Origin of the sequence: Rickettsia endosymbiont of Lasioglossum villosulum, from assembly GCF_964026455.1 — a bacterium.
Lineage (GTDB): Bacteria > Pseudomonadota > Alphaproteobacteria > Rickettsiales > Rickettsiaceae > Rickettsia.
On sequence record NZ_OZ032152.1, the window covers coordinates 327,621 to 345,516 of the forward strand.

The window sequence follows — 17,896 nt, forward strand, 5'->3', positions numbered from 1 at the left end:
TCTCTGTCATCCCGCGACTTGATCGCGGGATCTTGTGCTATAGAATGTGCCTGAGATACCGCGGTCAAGCCGCAGTATGACAGACTTTTTCCTGGATTCCTGCTTCCGCAGGAATGACATATAGAGATGAAGCAAAATTAGTCAATCAACTATATGACAATTATACTTCAAAACCAATAATTTAGTATTGCCATATAGTTTCTCACGTATAATTTCGATATTTTCGTCTAAAACGTAATCATCTGTTTTAGACATTTCAACCACTATTATAGCGTTTGTATTGAGCCAGTTATTCTTTATAAGCAGCTCATTACTTTCGGCACTATTTTGTTATGATAAGGGGGGTCAACGAAGATAAGATCAAAAACCGTATTTGCTTTCGGCAGATTTAAGGCATTAATATTAACGAAATTAACTTTATCCTGAATATTTAAGGTCTTAGCAAATTCTTCTGCTATTTTTAATGAATATAGATCAATATCAATTAAAGTAGCAAAGCCTGCTCCTCTTGATAAACTTTCGAAAGCTAGGCTACCGCTACCAGCAAATAAATCTAGTACTTTAATATTTTCATTGAATAATTTATTACCTATAAACTTACCGGAAGTTAATATGCTAAATATTGCTTCCTTAAGTTTACCAGTATAGGGACGATATTTAATATTTTTAGCAATAGGTATTTTCTGATTTTGAAATTTACCTAATATTATTTTTAACACTTATATAATTTTTTAGTTACTTCTCGGTATTCATTCGGCTTAAGATTATCAAGTTTAAAATCACCATACTCAGTTCTAATTAACTTATTAACTTTTAATCCAAAATGCTCGAATATTCTTCTAATTTCCCGATTTTTGCCCTCAAACAAAATAACTTCAAGCCATGAGTTAGTGGAATTTTTCCTAAGCAACTTTATTGATTGTGGATTATAAAATATTCCGTCAATTTCTAAATTTTTATAATTACTTTTTAGTAGAAGATCAGGATTTCCATAAGCTCTAACATGATATACTCGTTTTAACTTACTTGAAGGTAGTTCAAACTGCCGAGCTAAATCACCATTATTGGTTAGTAGTAATAAACCCTCGCTATTTAAATCTAACCTACCTATCGAAATTACACGCGGTAACCCAGTTAATTGTTCAAATACAGTTTTACGAGATAGTGGATCTTTATGAGTAGTAATTAAACCAACAGGCTTGTAGTAAATCCATAGCCTTGATTTTTGAGAAGAAGTAATTAATGAACCTGATACCTCAATTTGATTATCGATATCAACATTTGTAGCAGGTGACGTAACTATTACCCCGTCTACTTTCACTTGTCCATCAAGAATTAGCTTTTCGGCATCTCGCCTAGAACAAACTCCTGCATTACTAATTAATTTGGCTAACCTTTGCACTTTACTATTTTTTTATGCTGAATTTATTTTGGTTTATGATTTGCTGCCACGCAACAAATAATCTAATTTACGGCTAGCTTATATTTTAAATTAACCAGTTTTATATGACAATTGATACTACATTTATTGTTTGCTAACTTAGTAGAAGAAGGTTTTTTAGGGCTTTTAGCAAGAGTCTTAGTTTGTGGTTTTTTTATATTAATATTCTTTAAAAATTTTTCTGTTTCAGCATGTAAATATTCTATTTTTACTTTAGCTAAACCTTGCTTTTTAAAAGCTAAAACCTCTGCTGCTTTTGCAGATACGTCTATTATACGATTTGGTTTATAAGGTCCACGATCATTAACCATTAAAATCACTGATTTATTATTAGCTTTGTTAGTTACTTTAACTAAACATGGAAGAGGAAGAGTTTTGTGAGCAGCAGTTAATAAATTTTTATTAAAAATATCCCCATTAGCAGTTTTTTTACCATGGAATTTGTCTCCACCTCCACCATACCAAGAAGCATAACCTGTTTCAGTAAAGCTTTTTGGAGCATGAGGTTTATAAGTTTTGCCCTTTATTTTATATTGGTTACCAACCTTATAATGTCCTTTATAAACTAAATTATGGGGATCGTCTTTTGATAGTTCCTTATGTGAATGCTTACGAGAACATGGTAGCTTTTTTGAATTATTACAACCACTTAAAAAAAAACAATAAAAGATTAATAAAATTAGTAAAACAAATTTATGATTCATCACCCTCAGTGTTACTATTAAAATTATCTGCTATTTTAGCATAACACACAACTTTTTCAACACCTTTTATTTTTGAGGCAAGATCAGCAAAGTTTTCTAGCTCTTCTTCTGACCTTGCAACTCCAAATAAATAAACCACATTATCTACTGTTAAAACAGTATAATTAGCAAATTTAATGTCCTTTCTGACGAGATTCTTAGCTTTAATCTGTGCTGTTATCATACTATCTCTAGTATATTGTGCTAAGTCAAAGTGATTACTATTTTTACTTACTTTTAACTCATTAATTACTTCAGTTACGCCTTTTTGATTCCAAGCAATTTCTACTGCTTTCAACGCATCTTCCTCTTTCTGAATATTTCCTGTTAACAGCACTCTACCTTCAGACACCTCAACTTTGATTTTAGCCCCTAATTCTTTAAAATTATTTTTTACTAGACCAGCTTTAATACCGGCTGAAATTCTTGAATCATTTAATGTTCCAGATATTGGCTGATCTTTTGAAGCAACAATACCAGTAGTAGTTGCTGCGGTAAAAATAGCCGGTAAACAACCTGAAAGATTAAAGACTAGAGTTATGAAAACTAAAATTCTTAATATAGTATTATTAATAAATGAAAAGTTGGTAGACAAGTATACCTTTAATACTTCAAGATTTGGCGAGCCAAATTTCGGGATTCGTCTTTGCTCACGTAGTTTATCTACGTTCCGCAGACTCACCGCTTATTTGACTTACCAACTTTTGAAGTATTTGCGGTATATATAACTATATTTTACTATCGGGTAACTTATTTTTCAATAGTAGAGGCAATTGAAGTAAAATGAATACAAAAGTAATCGGCACTACGCCGAATACTTTAAACTTAACCCATGTTTCATCTGGGAAATTACGCCAAACTATTTCGTTAACTATAGCCATGAAAAAGAAAAAAGTTGCTGTTCTGTAGCTTAAAGTAATCCAACTTTCTTCTTTGAGGCGGATTATACTTTCTAAAGCATATTTAATAAAAGGATTTTTCTTAATACCGCTTGTAAGGAAAATTATTCCAAAAATAACATATAATATAGTCGGTTTGATTTTTATATACATCGAATCACCACTAATTAAAGTTATAATACCTGAAACAAGTAATACAGCTGTAGAAATAATGGAAAGCTTTGACACTTTTTTATCTATAATATAACAAAGGGTAATACAAATAACAGAAGTAATAAGCATATAGAGGGTAGCACTCTGTATGCCGCCACCATAAAAAAATCCTGCGAAGAATGCTACTACTGGACCAATTTCTGATAAAAGTTTAAACATATTTTGATATTTCTTAACTTATTTGTTGTGTATTTTCTTTTGGTAATGGTGCTAAGATATTTTTAGAGTATCTTAGTCGCACTTGTATGAAAATATTTATTAATAATATAGTGGTAAAGTAAGCAAGCACTTGTAAACCATTAGGTCTTGCAATATAACCAGTAACAATATGTAAAATTTTGCCGATCATACTTCTATCTGCTACTAACCAAGAGCTATCCCAAACTTGATCAGATAAGAACATAACTAAACCAGATGAGGTTAAAATTCCTGCCGCACTCGCTGCAAAACCACCTGCGATCAACATTAATAATATAGTAGAAATTTTAAAAATATATTTTTGATTAGCTATTTTAATTAAACCAAAATATATTATTAGACCAAGTAGAAAGCCGCTTGTAGCACCTATGATTAAGCCATGTATATAGTTACTACTTGTTATAGTTTCAACTGAAGAAATACTATATACCAAAATAATAATTTCTGCACCTTCTCGCAATATAGTGCTAGCGACTAAAAAAACCAACATTAAATAGCTGGAATTACCTTCATGAATTTTTGTTGAAATATTGTTTATATGTTGTTTAACTTTCGTTCCATAGCCTTGCATCCATATTATTGTCCAGCTAAGTAAAATAGTGATCAATATCATAATTCCGGAGTCAAATAATTCATCCCCCATGCCGCCGAAAGATAAAGATAACTTACGAGTAAAAAAGGCAAAAATTGAAGCGGATACTACCCCAAGCACTCCACCAGCAATAATATAAATACGTGATTTTTCTATATGCTTTGTTACGGCTAGTATTATACCAACTAACAAAGATATTTCCAAACATTCACGAAATACTATTAAAGCAATTTTAAACATATTTTTACTTAATCCTTAACAATTAAAAACCCTTGTGCTGTATCTTGGTGAAAATCTCCAAAAAAATCATATTTTCCCGGCTTTAAAGGAGCAAGTATAATTTTTATAGAATCATGTGGCATCACGATTTTTTCCCGATGTAAATCATGACTTTCAAATTCTTCTACAGTATCATCTTCATTATGAATAACTAGCCTTATTTTAGTAGATTTTGGCACTTCTACTATGTCTGGAACAAATTTATGATCCTTTATAACTATTTTTATTTCTAATATCTCATCATTATTATTGTTAGAATTTTTATTTGCTAAAATAAAAAGACTTATCCCTGCTATTAATAAAAATATTAAACTCGCCAATATAATAATATTTTTATTTTTTTGATTCGTTTGCATATTAAACTCCCAGCTTAAATAAAGTTTAAAACAAATTTTTGTTTATAAAATTTTTAATATTCTCACATATCAATTAAATCTCATATCTTTAATAATTATAAAATTCACCCTGCAAATTTTATTAAAGCTATAAGATATACAATAATTATCATAATGACAAGCACAGATAATAAAATATAATTTTTTTGTTTCTTAATATCAGATATTTTACGTTGTTTCATATTTATTATTTAAAATCATTAATTTCAAGCATTAGATATTCATTTAAAGGTAGTGATTCTTGTGAAATTATCTTATTTATATTAGACCCTAATGCCTTAAAAGTCTGTCCTTTAGCAATAACAGTTCGAGTACCAACTGGTACTTTACCTTGCAAAGCATAAGAAAAAATTAGAGGATAGGTAATATCACCAATTTTCATATCGACTTTTTGCCCTTTAGCTTTTGAGTCATATAACACTTCGCCATTTGCAAGGCGAGTAATTTTAGCATTAAAAGTTATCTTTTCATTACATAATAAAGGAATACGATAAGCTATTTCATTATCATAAATTTTAACTTCATTACTGTTAATAAAATTTTGTGGCAATATAGATTTGAGCATTACATTAACTCTATATGCACTATCGGCATTATCATTATTAGCACCAACACTAGCAGCATATTTAGCAGGAATAATAGCTTCTCTTGCTTGCCCTACATTCATTCCTACTATTACGTTATCAAGACCAAGCATTACAGCACCCGAACCTATAGTAAAAGTTTTAGTATCTTCTGAGATTAAATTATTACTCATATCCGATATTTGATAAAATACTGTAACTACATGACCACAAGAGGCAGGACCAACGTTCCCAGTACCAATTGTATTAATTTTAAATAGAGAGGTTATTAAGTCTTTATGTACAGGAATGGTATAATCTTTAGTATCTATAGGTTTATTTAATGGCTGTAAAATATTTTCGAAGAATGCTTTACCTTCCTCAGTTTTAAGAGCATTAATTACTATTTTGGAAATTGTTCGTTCAAATAAATTGCCATTTAGAGAGACAGGAGGCTCGTTATTAATACTAACTTGATTTTCGTTATTAGCTGAGTTATTTACACTTGCTTGTTCTATAATCGTAGCATTATTATCATCAGAAGAGATTTTTAACTTTGCTATATTATAAAGTACTAAAGCTACAATTATTAAAGATAGAAGTTTTTGCATATTAATAATATTAGTATTACAATTAAATTTACTATAACAATCAATTATTTAATAATCAAATGAGAATAAAAATAATTTGATTAATATGAATAATTGTTTTAACTTGATTATAGTATAGATCGGGAGTCGTCATTGCGAGGAGCGTAGCTTTGATGCAATCTCATGAAAGAAATATAAAATTCCTAAGATTGCCGCGTCGATGCGTTGCCTCTCCTTGCAATGACAAAAAATAACAAAAAATAAAGTGGTGAAAAGTGAAAAAATTTATATTTTGTTTTTTATGTTTCTGGACATTAAATATATTTGCTGCTTCCAAAGGCTATCCTAATAAGCTTAATCGTTGTAAAATTACAAGAAATATATTTAATGATTATGAACCAAAAGTTTTTGAGTCTACCAATAATTTATTACGTAAGACAGGGCAGATATCTAGATTTTATGGTGAAAAAATCATAATAAAAGGAATAGTACTAGATCAGAATTGTGTACCAGTTGCAGATGCTAAAGTTTATTTATGGCAAGCAGGTAGCGGTGGTAAATATCCTTATGAACCTTTAAAAACACGTGTTGATAAAAGAAGATTTACCGGTAAAAAAGATTCTAGCTTTACTGGTAGCGGCACTGCTACTACTAATAATAAAGGGGAATATTACTTTGTCAGTATGTTACCTTATAAATCTGCTGGTAATTTAAAAAGTGTTAATATAAGAGTAGAACATCCAGATCTTAAAACATTAGACACACGTTTAGATTTATCTAATAAAAATATATGCAGCAATGAATGTGGTGAGATTAATCCCGCTTTGATTGAGCCTCAACAACATCTGAAATCATTTTGTTTTGACTTAGTATTACAAGGTACGACATTGAAGAGATATTGATATCTGTCATGAGCTACGCAACTGCAAGGAGCTTGGCAATCTCATGAAACAATACTAAATTCCTGAGATTGCGTGCGTACAATTACTTTGTAATTTCCTCGCAATGACGTCATTGTCATCAGTCGGTGGTTCTAAAGGTTTTTTTATGCCGCAGCTACATAACATAGTGCATAAAAGTAAAAGTACAACGAAATCAAATTTTTTCATTACAATAATAAATTATTTTATGGGTTTAAGTAATTATAATAAATATTTTTTGACCATTACAGTATTTTTATTATTAATAATAGTTTTTACTCCTAAAATTTATGCAAATCCTAAGAATGGCTCAAATGTTCCTGATGATATAATTTTTTTTGATGAAGAAAAAAATCAATATTCTCTTGATCAGTTCGAGGGAAAAACTATATTATTAGTATTTTGGGCTACTTGGAGTGCTAATTGTGTAAAAGAGATGCCCGATCTTGATACATTACAGAAAGATTTTAGAAAGTTGCCTTTTTCAGTGATTCCAGTTTCAGAAGATTATCAAGACGTAAAAGTTATTATAGAGTATTATAAAAGTTACCAGATAAGATATTTACCAATTTATCAAGATTATAGAAATCAGCTATTTAAGGCTTTAGGAGTAATTAGTTTACCTACAAGCATATTAATAGATCCAAATGGTAAAATAGTAACTAGTTTTATTGGTAACACTAATTGGTATGATGAAAAAATTAGAGAAACTATTTTATCTGCTATACCAGGAAATTATCCAGAACCTAAAAATAGCTATAATGGGCAATCTTTGAATAAACCAGCAAAGCCTTTGCAGCCTATAAAAAAAGGAACAGTAAAAGATCTAATAAATCCTTTAGAAGCACCTGCTGAAGAAGCACCAAAAGATAACAATGAGCAAGATAATGAATGAAGTAAATAAATCAACTATTGCGAATGCAGAGTTTGAACCAATAATAGCTAAGCCTCAGATAAGTAAATTAGAGCAATTATTTGCTTCGATCTTTGGTGATTCTAAAGAAGTAGTTGCCGTTTTACGTTTAAACGGTGTTATAGGTAAAGTTAGTACTGTGCAGTCAGGGCTTACTTTAGAGTCACTAAATGAGCTAATAGAAAAAGCTTTTAAAATAAAAAAGCTAAAAGCTTTGTGCCTTATTATCAACTCCCCAGGTGGATCGCCTGTACAATCGGAACTTATTGCAAAACGTATCCGCACGCTTGCTAAAGAGCATAAAATCAAAATTTATAGCTTTATAGAAGATATGGCCGCCTCAGGTGGTTATTGGCTAGCTTGTGCTGGTGATCAAATATATGCTTTGCATAGCTCGATTATAGGTAGTATTGGTGTAGTCTCAAGCGGCTTTGGCTTTCATGAAGCAATTAATAAGCTTGGAATAGAAAGAAGAGTTTATACAGAGGGGAAAAATAAAGCAGTTTTAGATCCTTTCAAACCTATTAACAAAGAGGATGTAAAAATTATTAAAGATCTACAAAAGCAAGTTTATGAGCATTTTGTTGATTATGTAAAAACAAGAAGAGTCGGTAAATTAACTCAACAAGACGATATTTTATTTAATGGCGAATTCTGGGCAGGACGAACAGCTCTTGATTATGGTTTAATTGATGACCTTGGCGATATGTATAGTACTATGAAAGCTAAATTTGGTGATAATATTAAATTTCAATATCTTTGTGCTAAACAGCCATGGATTAAAAGAAAGCTTGGTATGGCAAGTAAAATACTAACTGATAATTTTGCTGACTCCTTAATTAATGCAGTTGAAAATAAGATTATTAACGATAAATTTGATATAAAGTAACATGACTATAACACAAGTTAAAATTAAGAAATTAGATAATTTTTTTGGCAAATTACCTGAATATGCTACGGATCATAGTGCTGGTATGGATTTAACGGCAGCAAACGAGCAACCTATAACTATAAAAGCAGGTGAGATACAGCTAATTCCAACTGGTATAGCTATTGCACTACCGGAATTATTCGAAGCACAGATAAGACCACGTTCGGGTCTTGCCGCTAAAAATGGCATTACAGTTGCTAATTCCCCCGGTACTATTGATGCTGATTATCGTGGTGAGATAAAAGTTATTCTTATTAATTTAGGCAAAGATGACTTTGTTATAGAAAAAGGTATGAGAATTGCTCAAATGATAATATCAAAATATGAGCGTATATCATGGAAAGAAAGCGAAACTCTTGAAGAGACTGCAAGAGGTAGTGGCGGCTTCGGTTCTACAGGAGTATACCTTTGATACTTCAAGATTTGGTAAATACTCAGATAGAACTTCAGAAATTGGTGACAATGTTCTATAAGTACTGCGATGCTCACGTATTAAGTAACTGCTGCCGCTCCTCGTCTTATGAACCGATTACTCTTTTTGAAGTTGATCTTCGTATAAGTCAAATTTCGGGATTCGTTTTTGCTCACGTAGTTTATCTACGTTCCGCAGACTCACCACTTATTTGACTTACCAACTTTTGAAGTATCTGCGGTATATAAATTTAGTCATTATAACTCATGAAAATTCTAGCATTTGATACGGCAAATAATACGGCATCGGTAGCACTTTCAGATAAAGACAATATCTTAGCGTATGCGGAAGAAGTACGCCCGTCTATGCAGGCAGAAAATCTAATGCCGATGATAGAGCAGATAATGAAAGCTGCTCAGTGTTCGTATGATGAGCTGGATTATTTAGCTGTAACAAACGGTCCAGGTAGTTTTACAGGAATTAGGATAGGGCTTGCTTGTGCTAAAGGTATATTATTTGCTAAAGAGAATATTAAAGGTGTAGCGGTTAGTAATTTTGAGCATGCTTATTTTAGAGCTATAGGGCAGGTTAAAGATTATGATAAGATATATGTATTCTTAAACGCCTATCGTAGTCAGCTTTATTTACAGATTTTTGATAAATCAGGTAAAACAAATGAGCCGTTATTAATAGATTTTGACTCTGCTATAGGACTACTTAAAAACGAAAAAGGGAATATAATTTGTTGTGGTAGCGGTCTTGAATTTATATATACTCAAGTTAAAAATCTGCCGAATATAATAATTCTGCCACGCTTTGCTAGAGTTAAAGCTTTTATTATTTGTAGATATGTAGCAAGCTTACTTGCAAATAAGGCGGAGTTAAATAGTGCTATAGAGCCGCTTTATATCCGCCCACCTGATGCTAAAATAAGCGTCATAAATAGCAAATTACAGAAGTAATTTAACTAAACCAATATTGCTTTAGAACAATACACATCATCAATACCTAACGTTTCAATAAGAGGCATAGAATCTTCAATATAACTTGTATTGTGATATAAATTAGGTATCTGGATATTTTTTTCAATAGAGATATTTTGCATCACTTGGGGTAAATCGTGATTTGAAATAGTAGTTTTTAATAATCTTTCATCTGAGGTTGTATCTAAAGCTTTTTCTAAATAAATAGCAGGAAGTATACTTTTCAATTTAACTATAATAAAAAACTTTATTTTATCAGAAGTCATATTTTGTTTTTTAGATTGTTCAGCTTTATTAAATTCAATTATATTCTCTTCACCGAATATAAATTCATCATTAGCCTTAAAGGAAGCAGGTTTAAAGGATTTGTTTCTTCCAAACGAGTTAAATATTTTTGTTAATCTACTTATTGCTATTATCATAATTCTATCTTATTTATTAATTTTAATAATCAGCGTTGCAATATATTAGGAATTACAGAATAATCAAGAAAAAAGTTAATATAATTTAATATTTTATTACAAAATTACTTGAAAGCCTAGTAAAATAAGCATTTAGTAAAATACAAGTTTTAATAAAAATTTTAATAAAAAACAGTTAATATTCCTCAATAATTATCCTTGCATTATTTTTTGGATAAAATTATAAATTCTATTTCATTAAATTAAGAGGAGTTATGCCTATACATCCGAATACGTTGCTTAATTATTAACATTTCCCTTGCTAGTATTATTATATAGCCTTAAAGTTAAATATTAATATTAGTGAGAGATATATGAATTTACTAGCAAGTATTACCGGCAAGAATTATGTAAACGGGCAGTTTATAACGGCTTCAAAGCAAATCTCGGTTGTTAATCCTTCGACTTTAAAAGAGATTGCGACTGTGCCGAATTTGGAATTATCAGAAATTAATTCTGCAATAGATAACACAGTGCAAACCTTTTCAGCATGGTCGCAAAGTTCTTTTGAAGAAAGGATAGCGATTCTCCGCAAATGGCATGCTTTAGTAATCGAAAATATTGATGAGCTAAGTCATATATTAACCTTAGAGCAAGGGAAAATACTTGCTGAATCAAAAAAAGAGATCCTATATGGGGCATCTTTTATTGATTGGTATACATATGCAATTCATAATATTCATTCTGTTGTAAAGCCTGGCAATAATAAAAACCATAAAATCGTTACGCATTATGAGCCGGTAGGTCCAGCTGCTGCTATAACACCTTGGAACTTTCCAAATGCCATGATTACCCGCAAGGTAGTTCCTGCAATAGCAGCTGGTTGTAGCGTTATATTAAAGCCGTCAAGCCTTACACCGCTTTCAGCATTAGTACTAGCAAAGTTAGCTTACGACGCCGGATTGCCGGCAGGAGTGTTTAACGTTATTACTGGTGATTCTAACATTATCGGTAAGGCTTTTTGTGAAGATTTTAGACTGCGTAAATTATCGTTTACTGGTTCTACAAATGTTGGCAAAATTCTATACCAAGCTTCGGCAAATACTGTAAAGCGTTTATCTTTAGAGCTTGGCGGTAATGCTCCTTTCATTATAACAGCTGATAATGATCTAGAAAAAGTTGCAGATGATTTGGTTATTTCTAAGACTCGAAATAGCGGACAGTCTTGTACTTCCCCTAATAGAATATTTGTAGAAGAATCTATATATGAAAAATTTATAGAAATTCTAACTCCTAAATTTAACAAACTTAAAGCAGGTGACGGATTTGATAACGCATCGGATGTAGGTCCACTAATTAATTCTGCTGCTATAGAGAAAATCCAAAAATTGCTTGCCGATGCTCAAAATAGAGGGGCTAAGTTAATTTGCGGTGGTAAGGCTAATAATAATTTCATTGAGCCAACTATTATTATTGATTGTTTAGATAATATGGATATTTTTAAAACGGAAATATTTGGACCAGTAATTGCTTGCTATAAATTTAAGAGTTTAGACGAGGTAATAGAGCGTGCCAATAATACCGAATATGGTCTGCAAGGATATGTATATTCACGAAATTTAAGTGTTGCTAAGATGATGGCAACAAAGCTTGATTTCGGTATGATATCGATTAATGATCCGCTGCCAGCTAATGCTAAAGCTCCTTTTGCAGGACGTAAGGCTTCAGGTTTTGGAGTTGAAGGGTCATTTGAAGGGATATTTGAATATTTAAACACCAAATATATAAATTTACAACAAACATAGAATGAAAATATATGCCTACATTTAGCTCTCTTAAGCCAGAGCTAAAAAAGGAAATAGAAGATATCATTAATTTAGCCATACAAGAAAATATTAATAATGAAGAATTGACTATAAAATGTAAAAGTTTTTTTGAGTCAGTATTTTCAGATAATAACAAATCTTGTATTGATGAATGTTATCAAATCTTATTTAATTGTGTGAGACAGAATTTTAAAGAGTCTATTTCTATACCTGATCCCATTACAATTTTAACAGTTCAATTATCATGTTTATATGATCCTTCTTCTCTGCCTTTAGGTGTAACTAATTTAGATAATAACGAGGAGTAAAAATTATGCCGGTACTTATGGATAATTTTGAAAAAAAATTAAAGAAGTTAGTGAAATATTAAATATAAATAATAGAGAAATAGTTGATTTAGAGTTACGAGAAGCATCCAATGATTTTGCTCAATTATTAGATCAATATAATTTGGTTTCTAGAGAGCAATTTTATCCTCTTAAAATACTAATAGAATTATTTGATGAGAAAAAAATAATAATACCGACAGAACTCAGTAACGCTTTGTTTTATCTACTAATTGATATTCAAGATAATTTTATTGATTCAGAAGACTTTGTAGAAGATGTAGATAATTGTTTAGAGATTGTTGATGCTTTAGGTGATTATTATTAACTTTATATATAACTAATTAATAGTATGAGAAGTAAAAATTATGCCGGCACTTATAAATGAATTTGACAAAGAATTAAAAGCAATTTATGAAAAATTTTATTTAATAAAAAATAAAGACTTTACGTTACCGGAAAATCAAAAAGATATACAAACTTTCTTGATGTTAGTATCTGATTATTTAGGAAGAAATTTAGAGGAAAAGACAAAATTGTCAATTGGTTACTTACCAATTCTAATAAAATTAATAAAAATATTTTTTGAAATAAATAAAAAATTATCTGATGAGCTTGAAGAGTCTTTGGATAAAGTTTTAAATCTATATAAAGCCAAAGAGGATACTAAAGAATTCCAAATAGAGATAGAAGAAAGCTTAAATATTGTTAGGACGCTAGGATTGTTATGTGATGAAAATATGGAAGATTTTTGAATTGATTGATTTTTTAAGAATATATTGACAGCTTGTTATATCTCCGTGTATTAAATTAATATAAATCTCGGAGTTTTTATGACCATAACTTTTCAACTTATACAAGAGTTTAATTTTACTGAAGCAGTTAAAGAATTAACAAGAGAGAACGTAAACGAGCGAGGAGATATCGTTGTTACATTAAATTTTAACAATAAACAATTCAATTATGCAGCGAAGAACGTTAATACTTTAGAAGCTTTATGTTTTATGAGTTCGGTATTATCTTTAACTTCCACTTCTCAACAGCAATTAAAAGACAGATTAAATATATTAAAAAGTTGTATCAAAACTGCATATAATAAAATGCACGAATATGATAATGCAATTTGGAATGGAAGAGATGATAACAATAACAGCACAGCAATATGGCTTGCTTGGGGAGGAGTCTCAGAAAAGCTTAAGGATTTGTTAGATAAGCACCCTAAATTGATAGAGGATGAACAAGAACTTACCCGTAATGCTTTTGACGTAACAATGGAAGTGGGGCATTTAAATATAGAGCAAAAAACAGAATTAGCTAAAGTTTTAATTCCTTTAGGAATACAAATTAATAATTTAAATACATATAACATCATATTGCAAAATGAAAATTATTTAGCAGCTTTTAAAAATATCATAGAAGATGCTAGTAATTTATCTTCAGAAATATTTAGTAAATTTTTAGATAATGTAATTAGCAAAATAGGTATTTTAATTAGTAATTCTAAAGCCCAAAAAATAGATAATTCTGTTATTAAAAATGCTATAACAAAATGTTATGAAATAATTGAACAAATATTTAAGCATGAAGAAAAAATAAATATTAAAGACATATTAGAAAAAGATTTAAGTACTTCAAATACTTATGTTTCTCCATTTTTACACTGGTTATTAGAATTGGGTAATAATAAATTGACTTCTATTTTACAAAATTATGATCAAAATAAAAAGTTTGATTTTTATGTAAAAGATTGGAATGGTAAGGAAGCATACAGAAGTGCATTAGAATGGTTAGCTAGTTATAAATTTGATCTTTTAAAAGATAAAACTTTTACAGCTTATTTAAATCCATCTAAGAAACAAGAAAATGAAAAGATACTAATAAGTTTAGTAAGTAATAATACTAAAGTAAATAGTGAAAAGCCAATAGCACCTTTCTTTGAAGAATTATTAAAGCATAGGCCTCCTTTATTTGGTAATGATCTTAAAGGTACAAAACAAGCTATTTGCAATAAAATGTTTCAAGAATCAGTAAATGCTAAAAATATTGAACCTACGTTGTATACAGATCAAACGCTAGATTTTGCTACATGTTTAATTGCTATACAATAATTTGAAAAAGAAATGGTGGATAGTCTAGGCGTTGCTAATCTTAACCCGTACGATTAAAGTTTTGTTACGTGGATTCTTTCCTACCTGTCACCCCGTGGCTTGCTAACTAGGTCCAGCTAAAAAATACTAATAATATTAGTATTTTTTATTATTCTTCTAGATCTAGTTCCCAAGCCACGGCATGACAGCGTACGTGTTTTTCAACCCACGTGGGCAACGCTTATGCGGTGATGACACCGTCTTCATAGGTAATAAAACTACTTCCATACTTACTTTACCCTTTACCCTCACAAAGTTATTGTTTGTTTTACTTTTTGTGATTATTATCGCATAGAAAATTAACTTAATTCTATGCCAAATATAGACATTCTTATTTTTACTAGTTTTTTAGCGATTAATTTAATCGTTGGATTTGCGGATATTAAAAATATAAAAAATATTCGGGAATATGCGATTGGGAAAAGAAATTTCTCGACCGGTACGATAGTTGCAACTCTAATTGCTACTTGGATCGGCACTAGCACTTTCCTAATCGATAATTCACGAATATATATTGACGGGTTGTTTTACTTGCTTCCTAGCATACTCGGTAGTGTTGTTAGTTGGCTATTAATTGCCTATTTTCTTGCTCCTCGTTTCGAACATTTTTTAGGCAGTATGTCAGTGGCGGAAATAATGGGGGAGGCTTACGGCAATAAAGTTCGAAATCTTACCGCTATTGTTAGCATATTAATGGCTATAGGCAGGATTGCTATTCAGTTTCATATAGCCAGTCTAGTGCTAGAGTTATTTTTTGGTATTTCAAATTTTTACGTAGATTTGTTTTTAGCGACTTTCATAATAAGCTATTCGGCTTTCGGCGGCGTTAAATCGGTTACTTTTACCGAAGCCGTACAGTTTTTTACCTATAGTGCCGTTATTCCAGTAATAGGGATTATAGTGTGGAATGTTTTTAGTGATCCTATTATTTCTATCGACTCAAATGTGCAGCATCGTCTTACCGATTTAGGTATGGTATTTAATTATACGAACCCTAAATTTTGGATATCCCTAAATATCTTTATATATTTTGCCATTCCCTCACTTGGTCCTTCAATTTTTCAAAGAATATTGATGGCAAAGGATATACACCAGATATCAAGAACCTTTTTTATTTCAGCAATTATTTGCCTTTGTTTATCTGTCTTATTCATTTGGATTGCGATATTATTGCTTTCCCAAAATGCTGTCGATAGTAGTCAATTATTTTCTCAGATTACTAAAAGCTATATAGGATTTAAAGGCTTAATAGTTGGCGTTATTATGGCAATGATAATCTCAAGCACTAACTCTTATATTAACGTTGCAACAGTAAGCTTTATTAATGATATCTGTAAAAAAACCTCGCTGCAATATAGCTATGTAACTGCGATTATCATAGGCTTGATAGGGTTCGTTATCTCACTTTATACGAAAGACCTAATTAATATATTCTTATTACTCACCAGCGTCTATTTGCCTATAATTACCTTACCGTTAATTCTCTTAATATACGGCTTTAAATCAACTGCTAAAACCTTTGTTATCGGTACAGTAGCAGCATTATTAACCATCATAGCATGGCAATTATTTTCTTTAAGGCAGATTATAGGAATTTATCCGATCTTGCCGGCTGCGATCATAAATTTACTCTTTTTCCTTGGTAGTCATTATATTTTAAAACAGCCAGGCGGTTTTGGTTCGTTAAAAGAGCCGCTGAGCGTAAGGCTGATAAAGCAAGAGCGAAGAAGAAGATTCTGGGGTTTATTCCGCTTAATCAAGAATTTTAATCCTTTGATATATTGGAATAATACATTACCACGCCAAGAAATCACTTATAGCTATGTTGGGATATTTATTTTAATCTCTATCTTTTCATCCTTATATCTTACGCCTAACAGTAGGATAATGAACCATCTAAATATATATAATATCATTTATCACTGTACGCTTGTAACTTCTGCAATACTTATCACTTATCCGTTATGGCCTTTGAGATTTCAGAAGAAATATATTATATCGTTGTTCTGGTTTATTGCTAATTTTGGGATATTGATATTTTTTAGTAGTTTGCTTGTTTTATCAAGCAACTTCTATCAATTACAATTGATGAGTTCAATAATTAACCTACTAATAATTGCGACATTGTTTAGATGGCATACTACTTTACTTATGACTATTATTGGCGTATTTGCTAGCATAGAGTTTTATAAATATTTTATGGATGAGAAGCTGTTAATTAATATAGATAGCTTCCAGTTCAAAGTGATATATTTCCTTACTTTATTCAGTGGGTTGTTAATCGTTTTCTTAAGACCAAGGCAAGAGCAGGAAAGATTAATTAACCTAAAAAATACTCATTTAGGGGATAGGGTTAGTTTTAGAGAGCAGGAACTTGAAAAATTACTTGATTTAAAACATGAATTTTTACGTAATATAAACCATGAAATAAATACGCCGCTAACCGGTATTATTAGCCTTGGTGAAACTTTATGGGCTAATTACGATAGATTTAGTGATGATCAACGTCGTAATGCAGTAGAGATAATAGCTAAAAGCTCTAGTAGGTTAAATAGTTTGATAGGCAATATTTTAGATTTCTCAAAACTATCTAGTCTTGGTTATGAGTTAAAAAAAGAAAGCATAAATTTAAGCGAGCTATTGCATGAGCGAATAAAAATATGTAAGAAATTATATTTGAACAATAAGAAGTTAGAATTTATAGCTGAAATTGAAGAAAATATAGTGCTTAAATGCGATCCTCATTATATTAGCCATACATTCGATAATTTGATAATTAACGCTATTAGCTATTGTAATGACGGCATAATAAAAATTGATTTACAAAAGCAAGAAAATAATATTTTATTTACTATTAAAGATGATGGAATAGGCGTTCCAAAAGAGGAACTACAAACTATATTCGGTGTGTTCGTCGTAAGCTCGAAAACCCGCTCACCTGCAGGTGGTAGAGGAATGGGGCTTGCTTTGTGTAAAAAGGTAATAGAGCTGCATGGCGGAAAAATCTGGGCAGAAAATGATGAGCAAGGGAAGACGACTTTTGTTTTTACTATGCCCCTTTAATGTCATACCGCGAGCTTGTAGCGGTATCCAAAAAAACAATAAAAAATACTAACGTATTTTT

Annotated in this window: 18 protein-coding genes and 2 pseudogenes; 11 read left to right on the forward strand and 9 right to left on the reverse strand. The window is 30.7% G+C overall.

Annotated elements, in window-relative coordinates; translation table 11 throughout:
* Positions 1 to 141 precede the first annotated feature (141 nt).
* The 8 genes and pseudogenes from rsmD to AAGD49_RS01610 form a co-directional block, all read right to left on the reverse strand.
* A pseudogene (rsmD, locus tag AAGD49_RS01575) lies at positions 142 to 719 on the reverse strand (16S rRNA (guanine(966)-N(2))-methyltransferase RsmD).
* Entirely contained in the window at positions 713 to 1,402 is a 690-nt protein-coding gene (locus AAGD49_RS01580; protein WP_341788865.1) for a pseudouridine synthase, read from the reverse strand. The pseudogene rsmD and the gene AAGD49_RS01580 overlap by 7 nt, the downstream one beginning before the upstream one ends.
* A 62-nt stretch (positions 1,403 to 1,464) precedes the next feature.
* Positions 1,465 to 2,124: pseudogene (locus tag AAGD49_RS01585) on the reverse strand (septal ring lytic transglycosylase RlpA family protein); the annotation flags it as partial.
* A gap of 10 nt (positions 2,125 to 2,134) precedes the next feature.
* Positions 2,135 to 2,746, reverse strand: a complete 612-nt coding sequence (locus AAGD49_RS01590) for a BON domain-containing protein (protein ID WP_341789264.1) — start codon at positions 2,744 to 2,746, stop codon at positions 2,135 to 2,137.
* 166 nt (positions 2,747 to 2,912) lie between these two features.
* On the reverse strand, positions 2,913 to 3,455 hold the full coding sequence (locus AAGD49_RS01595) for a septation protein A (protein ID WP_068041770.1): 543 nt from the start codon (positions 3,453 to 3,455) through the stop codon (positions 2,913 to 2,915).
* Between the two features lie 13 nt (positions 3,456 to 3,468).
* Entirely contained in the window at positions 3,469 to 4,326 is an 858-nt protein-coding gene (locus tag AAGD49_RS01600; protein ID WP_341788866.1) for an FTR1 family protein, read from the reverse strand.
* Positions 4,327 to 4,334: 8 nt separating this feature from the next.
* A complete protein-coding gene (locus AAGD49_RS01605; RefSeq protein WP_068041767.1) occupies positions 4,335 to 4,721 on the reverse strand; it encodes a cupredoxin domain-containing protein in 387 nt (128 codons plus the stop codon).
* Between the two features lie 226 nt (positions 4,722 to 4,947).
* Complete coding sequence (locus AAGD49_RS01610; protein ID WP_341788867.1) at positions 4,948 to 5,934, reverse strand: FKBP-type peptidyl-prolyl cis-trans isomerase; 987 nt, start codon at positions 5,932 to 5,934, stop codon at positions 4,948 to 4,950.
* A gap of 254 nt (positions 5,935 to 6,188) precedes the next feature.
* Here AAGD49_RS01610 and AAGD49_RS01615 point away from each other — a divergent pair, with 254 nt between their 5' ends.
* The 5 genes from AAGD49_RS01615 to tsaB all read left to right on the forward strand — a co-directional run bounded on the left by AAGD49_RS01615 (position 6,189) and on the right by tsaB (position 10,051).
* On the forward strand, positions 6,189 to 6,815 hold the full coding sequence (locus tag AAGD49_RS01615; protein WP_341788868.1) for a dioxygenase: 627 nt from the start codon (positions 6,189 to 6,191) through the stop codon (positions 6,813 to 6,815).
* A gap of 226 nt (positions 6,816 to 7,041) precedes the next feature.
* Positions 7,042 to 7,728 carry a TlpA disulfide reductase family protein gene (locus tag AAGD49_RS01620; RefSeq protein ID WP_341789265.1) on the forward strand — a complete coding sequence of 229 codons (687 nt, stop codon included), beginning with the start codon at positions 7,042 to 7,044 and terminating at the stop codon, positions 7,726 to 7,728.
* Positions 7,721 to 8,635, forward strand: coding sequence for a S49 family peptidase (locus AAGD49_RS01625; RefSeq protein ID WP_341789266.1), 915 nt, complete (start codon positions 7,721 to 7,723; stop codon positions 8,633 to 8,635). The genes AAGD49_RS01620 and AAGD49_RS01625 overlap by 8 nt, the downstream gene beginning before the upstream one ends.
* 1 nt (position 8,636) lies before the next feature.
* Positions 8,637 to 9,089 (forward strand): dUTP diphosphatase, encoded by a 453-nt coding sequence (gene dut / locus AAGD49_RS01630; protein ID WP_341788869.1) that lies wholly within the window; start codon positions 8,637 to 8,639, stop codon positions 9,087 to 9,089.
* 266 nt (positions 9,090 to 9,355) lie between these two features.
* Positions 9,356 to 10,051, forward strand: coding sequence for a tRNA (adenosine(37)-N6)-threonylcarbamoyltransferase complex dimerization subunit type 1 TsaB (tsaB, locus tag AAGD49_RS01635; protein ID WP_341788870.1), 696 nt, complete (start codon positions 9,356 to 9,358; stop codon positions 10,049 to 10,051).
* 5 nt (positions 10,052 to 10,056) lie between these two features.
* Here the strand turns inward: tsaB and AAGD49_RS01640 are convergent, their stop codons facing one another.
* Entirely contained in the window at positions 10,057 to 10,494 is a 438-nt protein-coding gene (locus tag AAGD49_RS01640; RefSeq protein ID WP_341788871.1) for a hypothetical protein, read from the reverse strand.
* Between the two features lie 353 nt (positions 10,495 to 10,847).
* Between AAGD49_RS01640 and AAGD49_RS01645 the strand changes: the two genes are divergently transcribed.
* The 6 genes from AAGD49_RS01645 to AAGD49_RS01670 all read left to right on the forward strand — a co-directional run bounded on the left by AAGD49_RS01645 (position 10,848) and on the right by AAGD49_RS01670 (position 17,835).
* The gene (locus tag AAGD49_RS01645; RefSeq protein WP_341788872.1) at positions 10,848 to 12,278 is read left to right on the forward strand and encodes an NAD-dependent succinate-semialdehyde dehydrogenase; all 1,431 of its coding nucleotides are present in this window, start codon (positions 10,848 to 10,850) and stop codon (positions 12,276 to 12,278) included.
* A gap of 11 nt (positions 12,279 to 12,289) precedes the next feature.
* Positions 12,290 to 12,607, forward strand: a complete 318-nt coding sequence (locus AAGD49_RS01650) for a hypothetical protein (RefSeq protein ID WP_341788873.1) — start codon at positions 12,290 to 12,292, stop codon at positions 12,605 to 12,607.
* 142 nt (positions 12,608 to 12,749) lie between these two features.
* Complete coding sequence (locus AAGD49_RS01655) at positions 12,750 to 12,953, forward strand: hypothetical protein (RefSeq protein ID WP_341788874.1); 204 nt, start codon at positions 12,750 to 12,752, stop codon at positions 12,951 to 12,953.
* 40 nt (positions 12,954 to 12,993) lie between these two features.
* The gene (locus AAGD49_RS01660) at positions 12,994 to 13,380 is read left to right on the forward strand and encodes a hypothetical protein (protein ID WP_341788875.1); all 387 of its coding nucleotides are present in this window, start codon (positions 12,994 to 12,996) and stop codon (positions 13,378 to 13,380) included.
* 78 nt (positions 13,381 to 13,458) lie between these two features.
* A complete protein-coding gene (locus tag AAGD49_RS01665) occupies positions 13,459 to 14,733 on the forward strand; it encodes a hypothetical protein (protein WP_341788876.1) in 1,275 nt (424 codons plus the stop codon).
* Between the two features lie 351 nt (positions 14,734 to 15,084).
* A complete protein-coding gene (locus tag AAGD49_RS01670) occupies positions 15,085 to 17,835 on the forward strand; it encodes a sodium:solute symporter family transporter (RefSeq protein WP_341788877.1) in 2,751 nt (916 codons plus the stop codon).
* Positions 17,836 to 17,896: the final 61 nt, after the last annotated feature.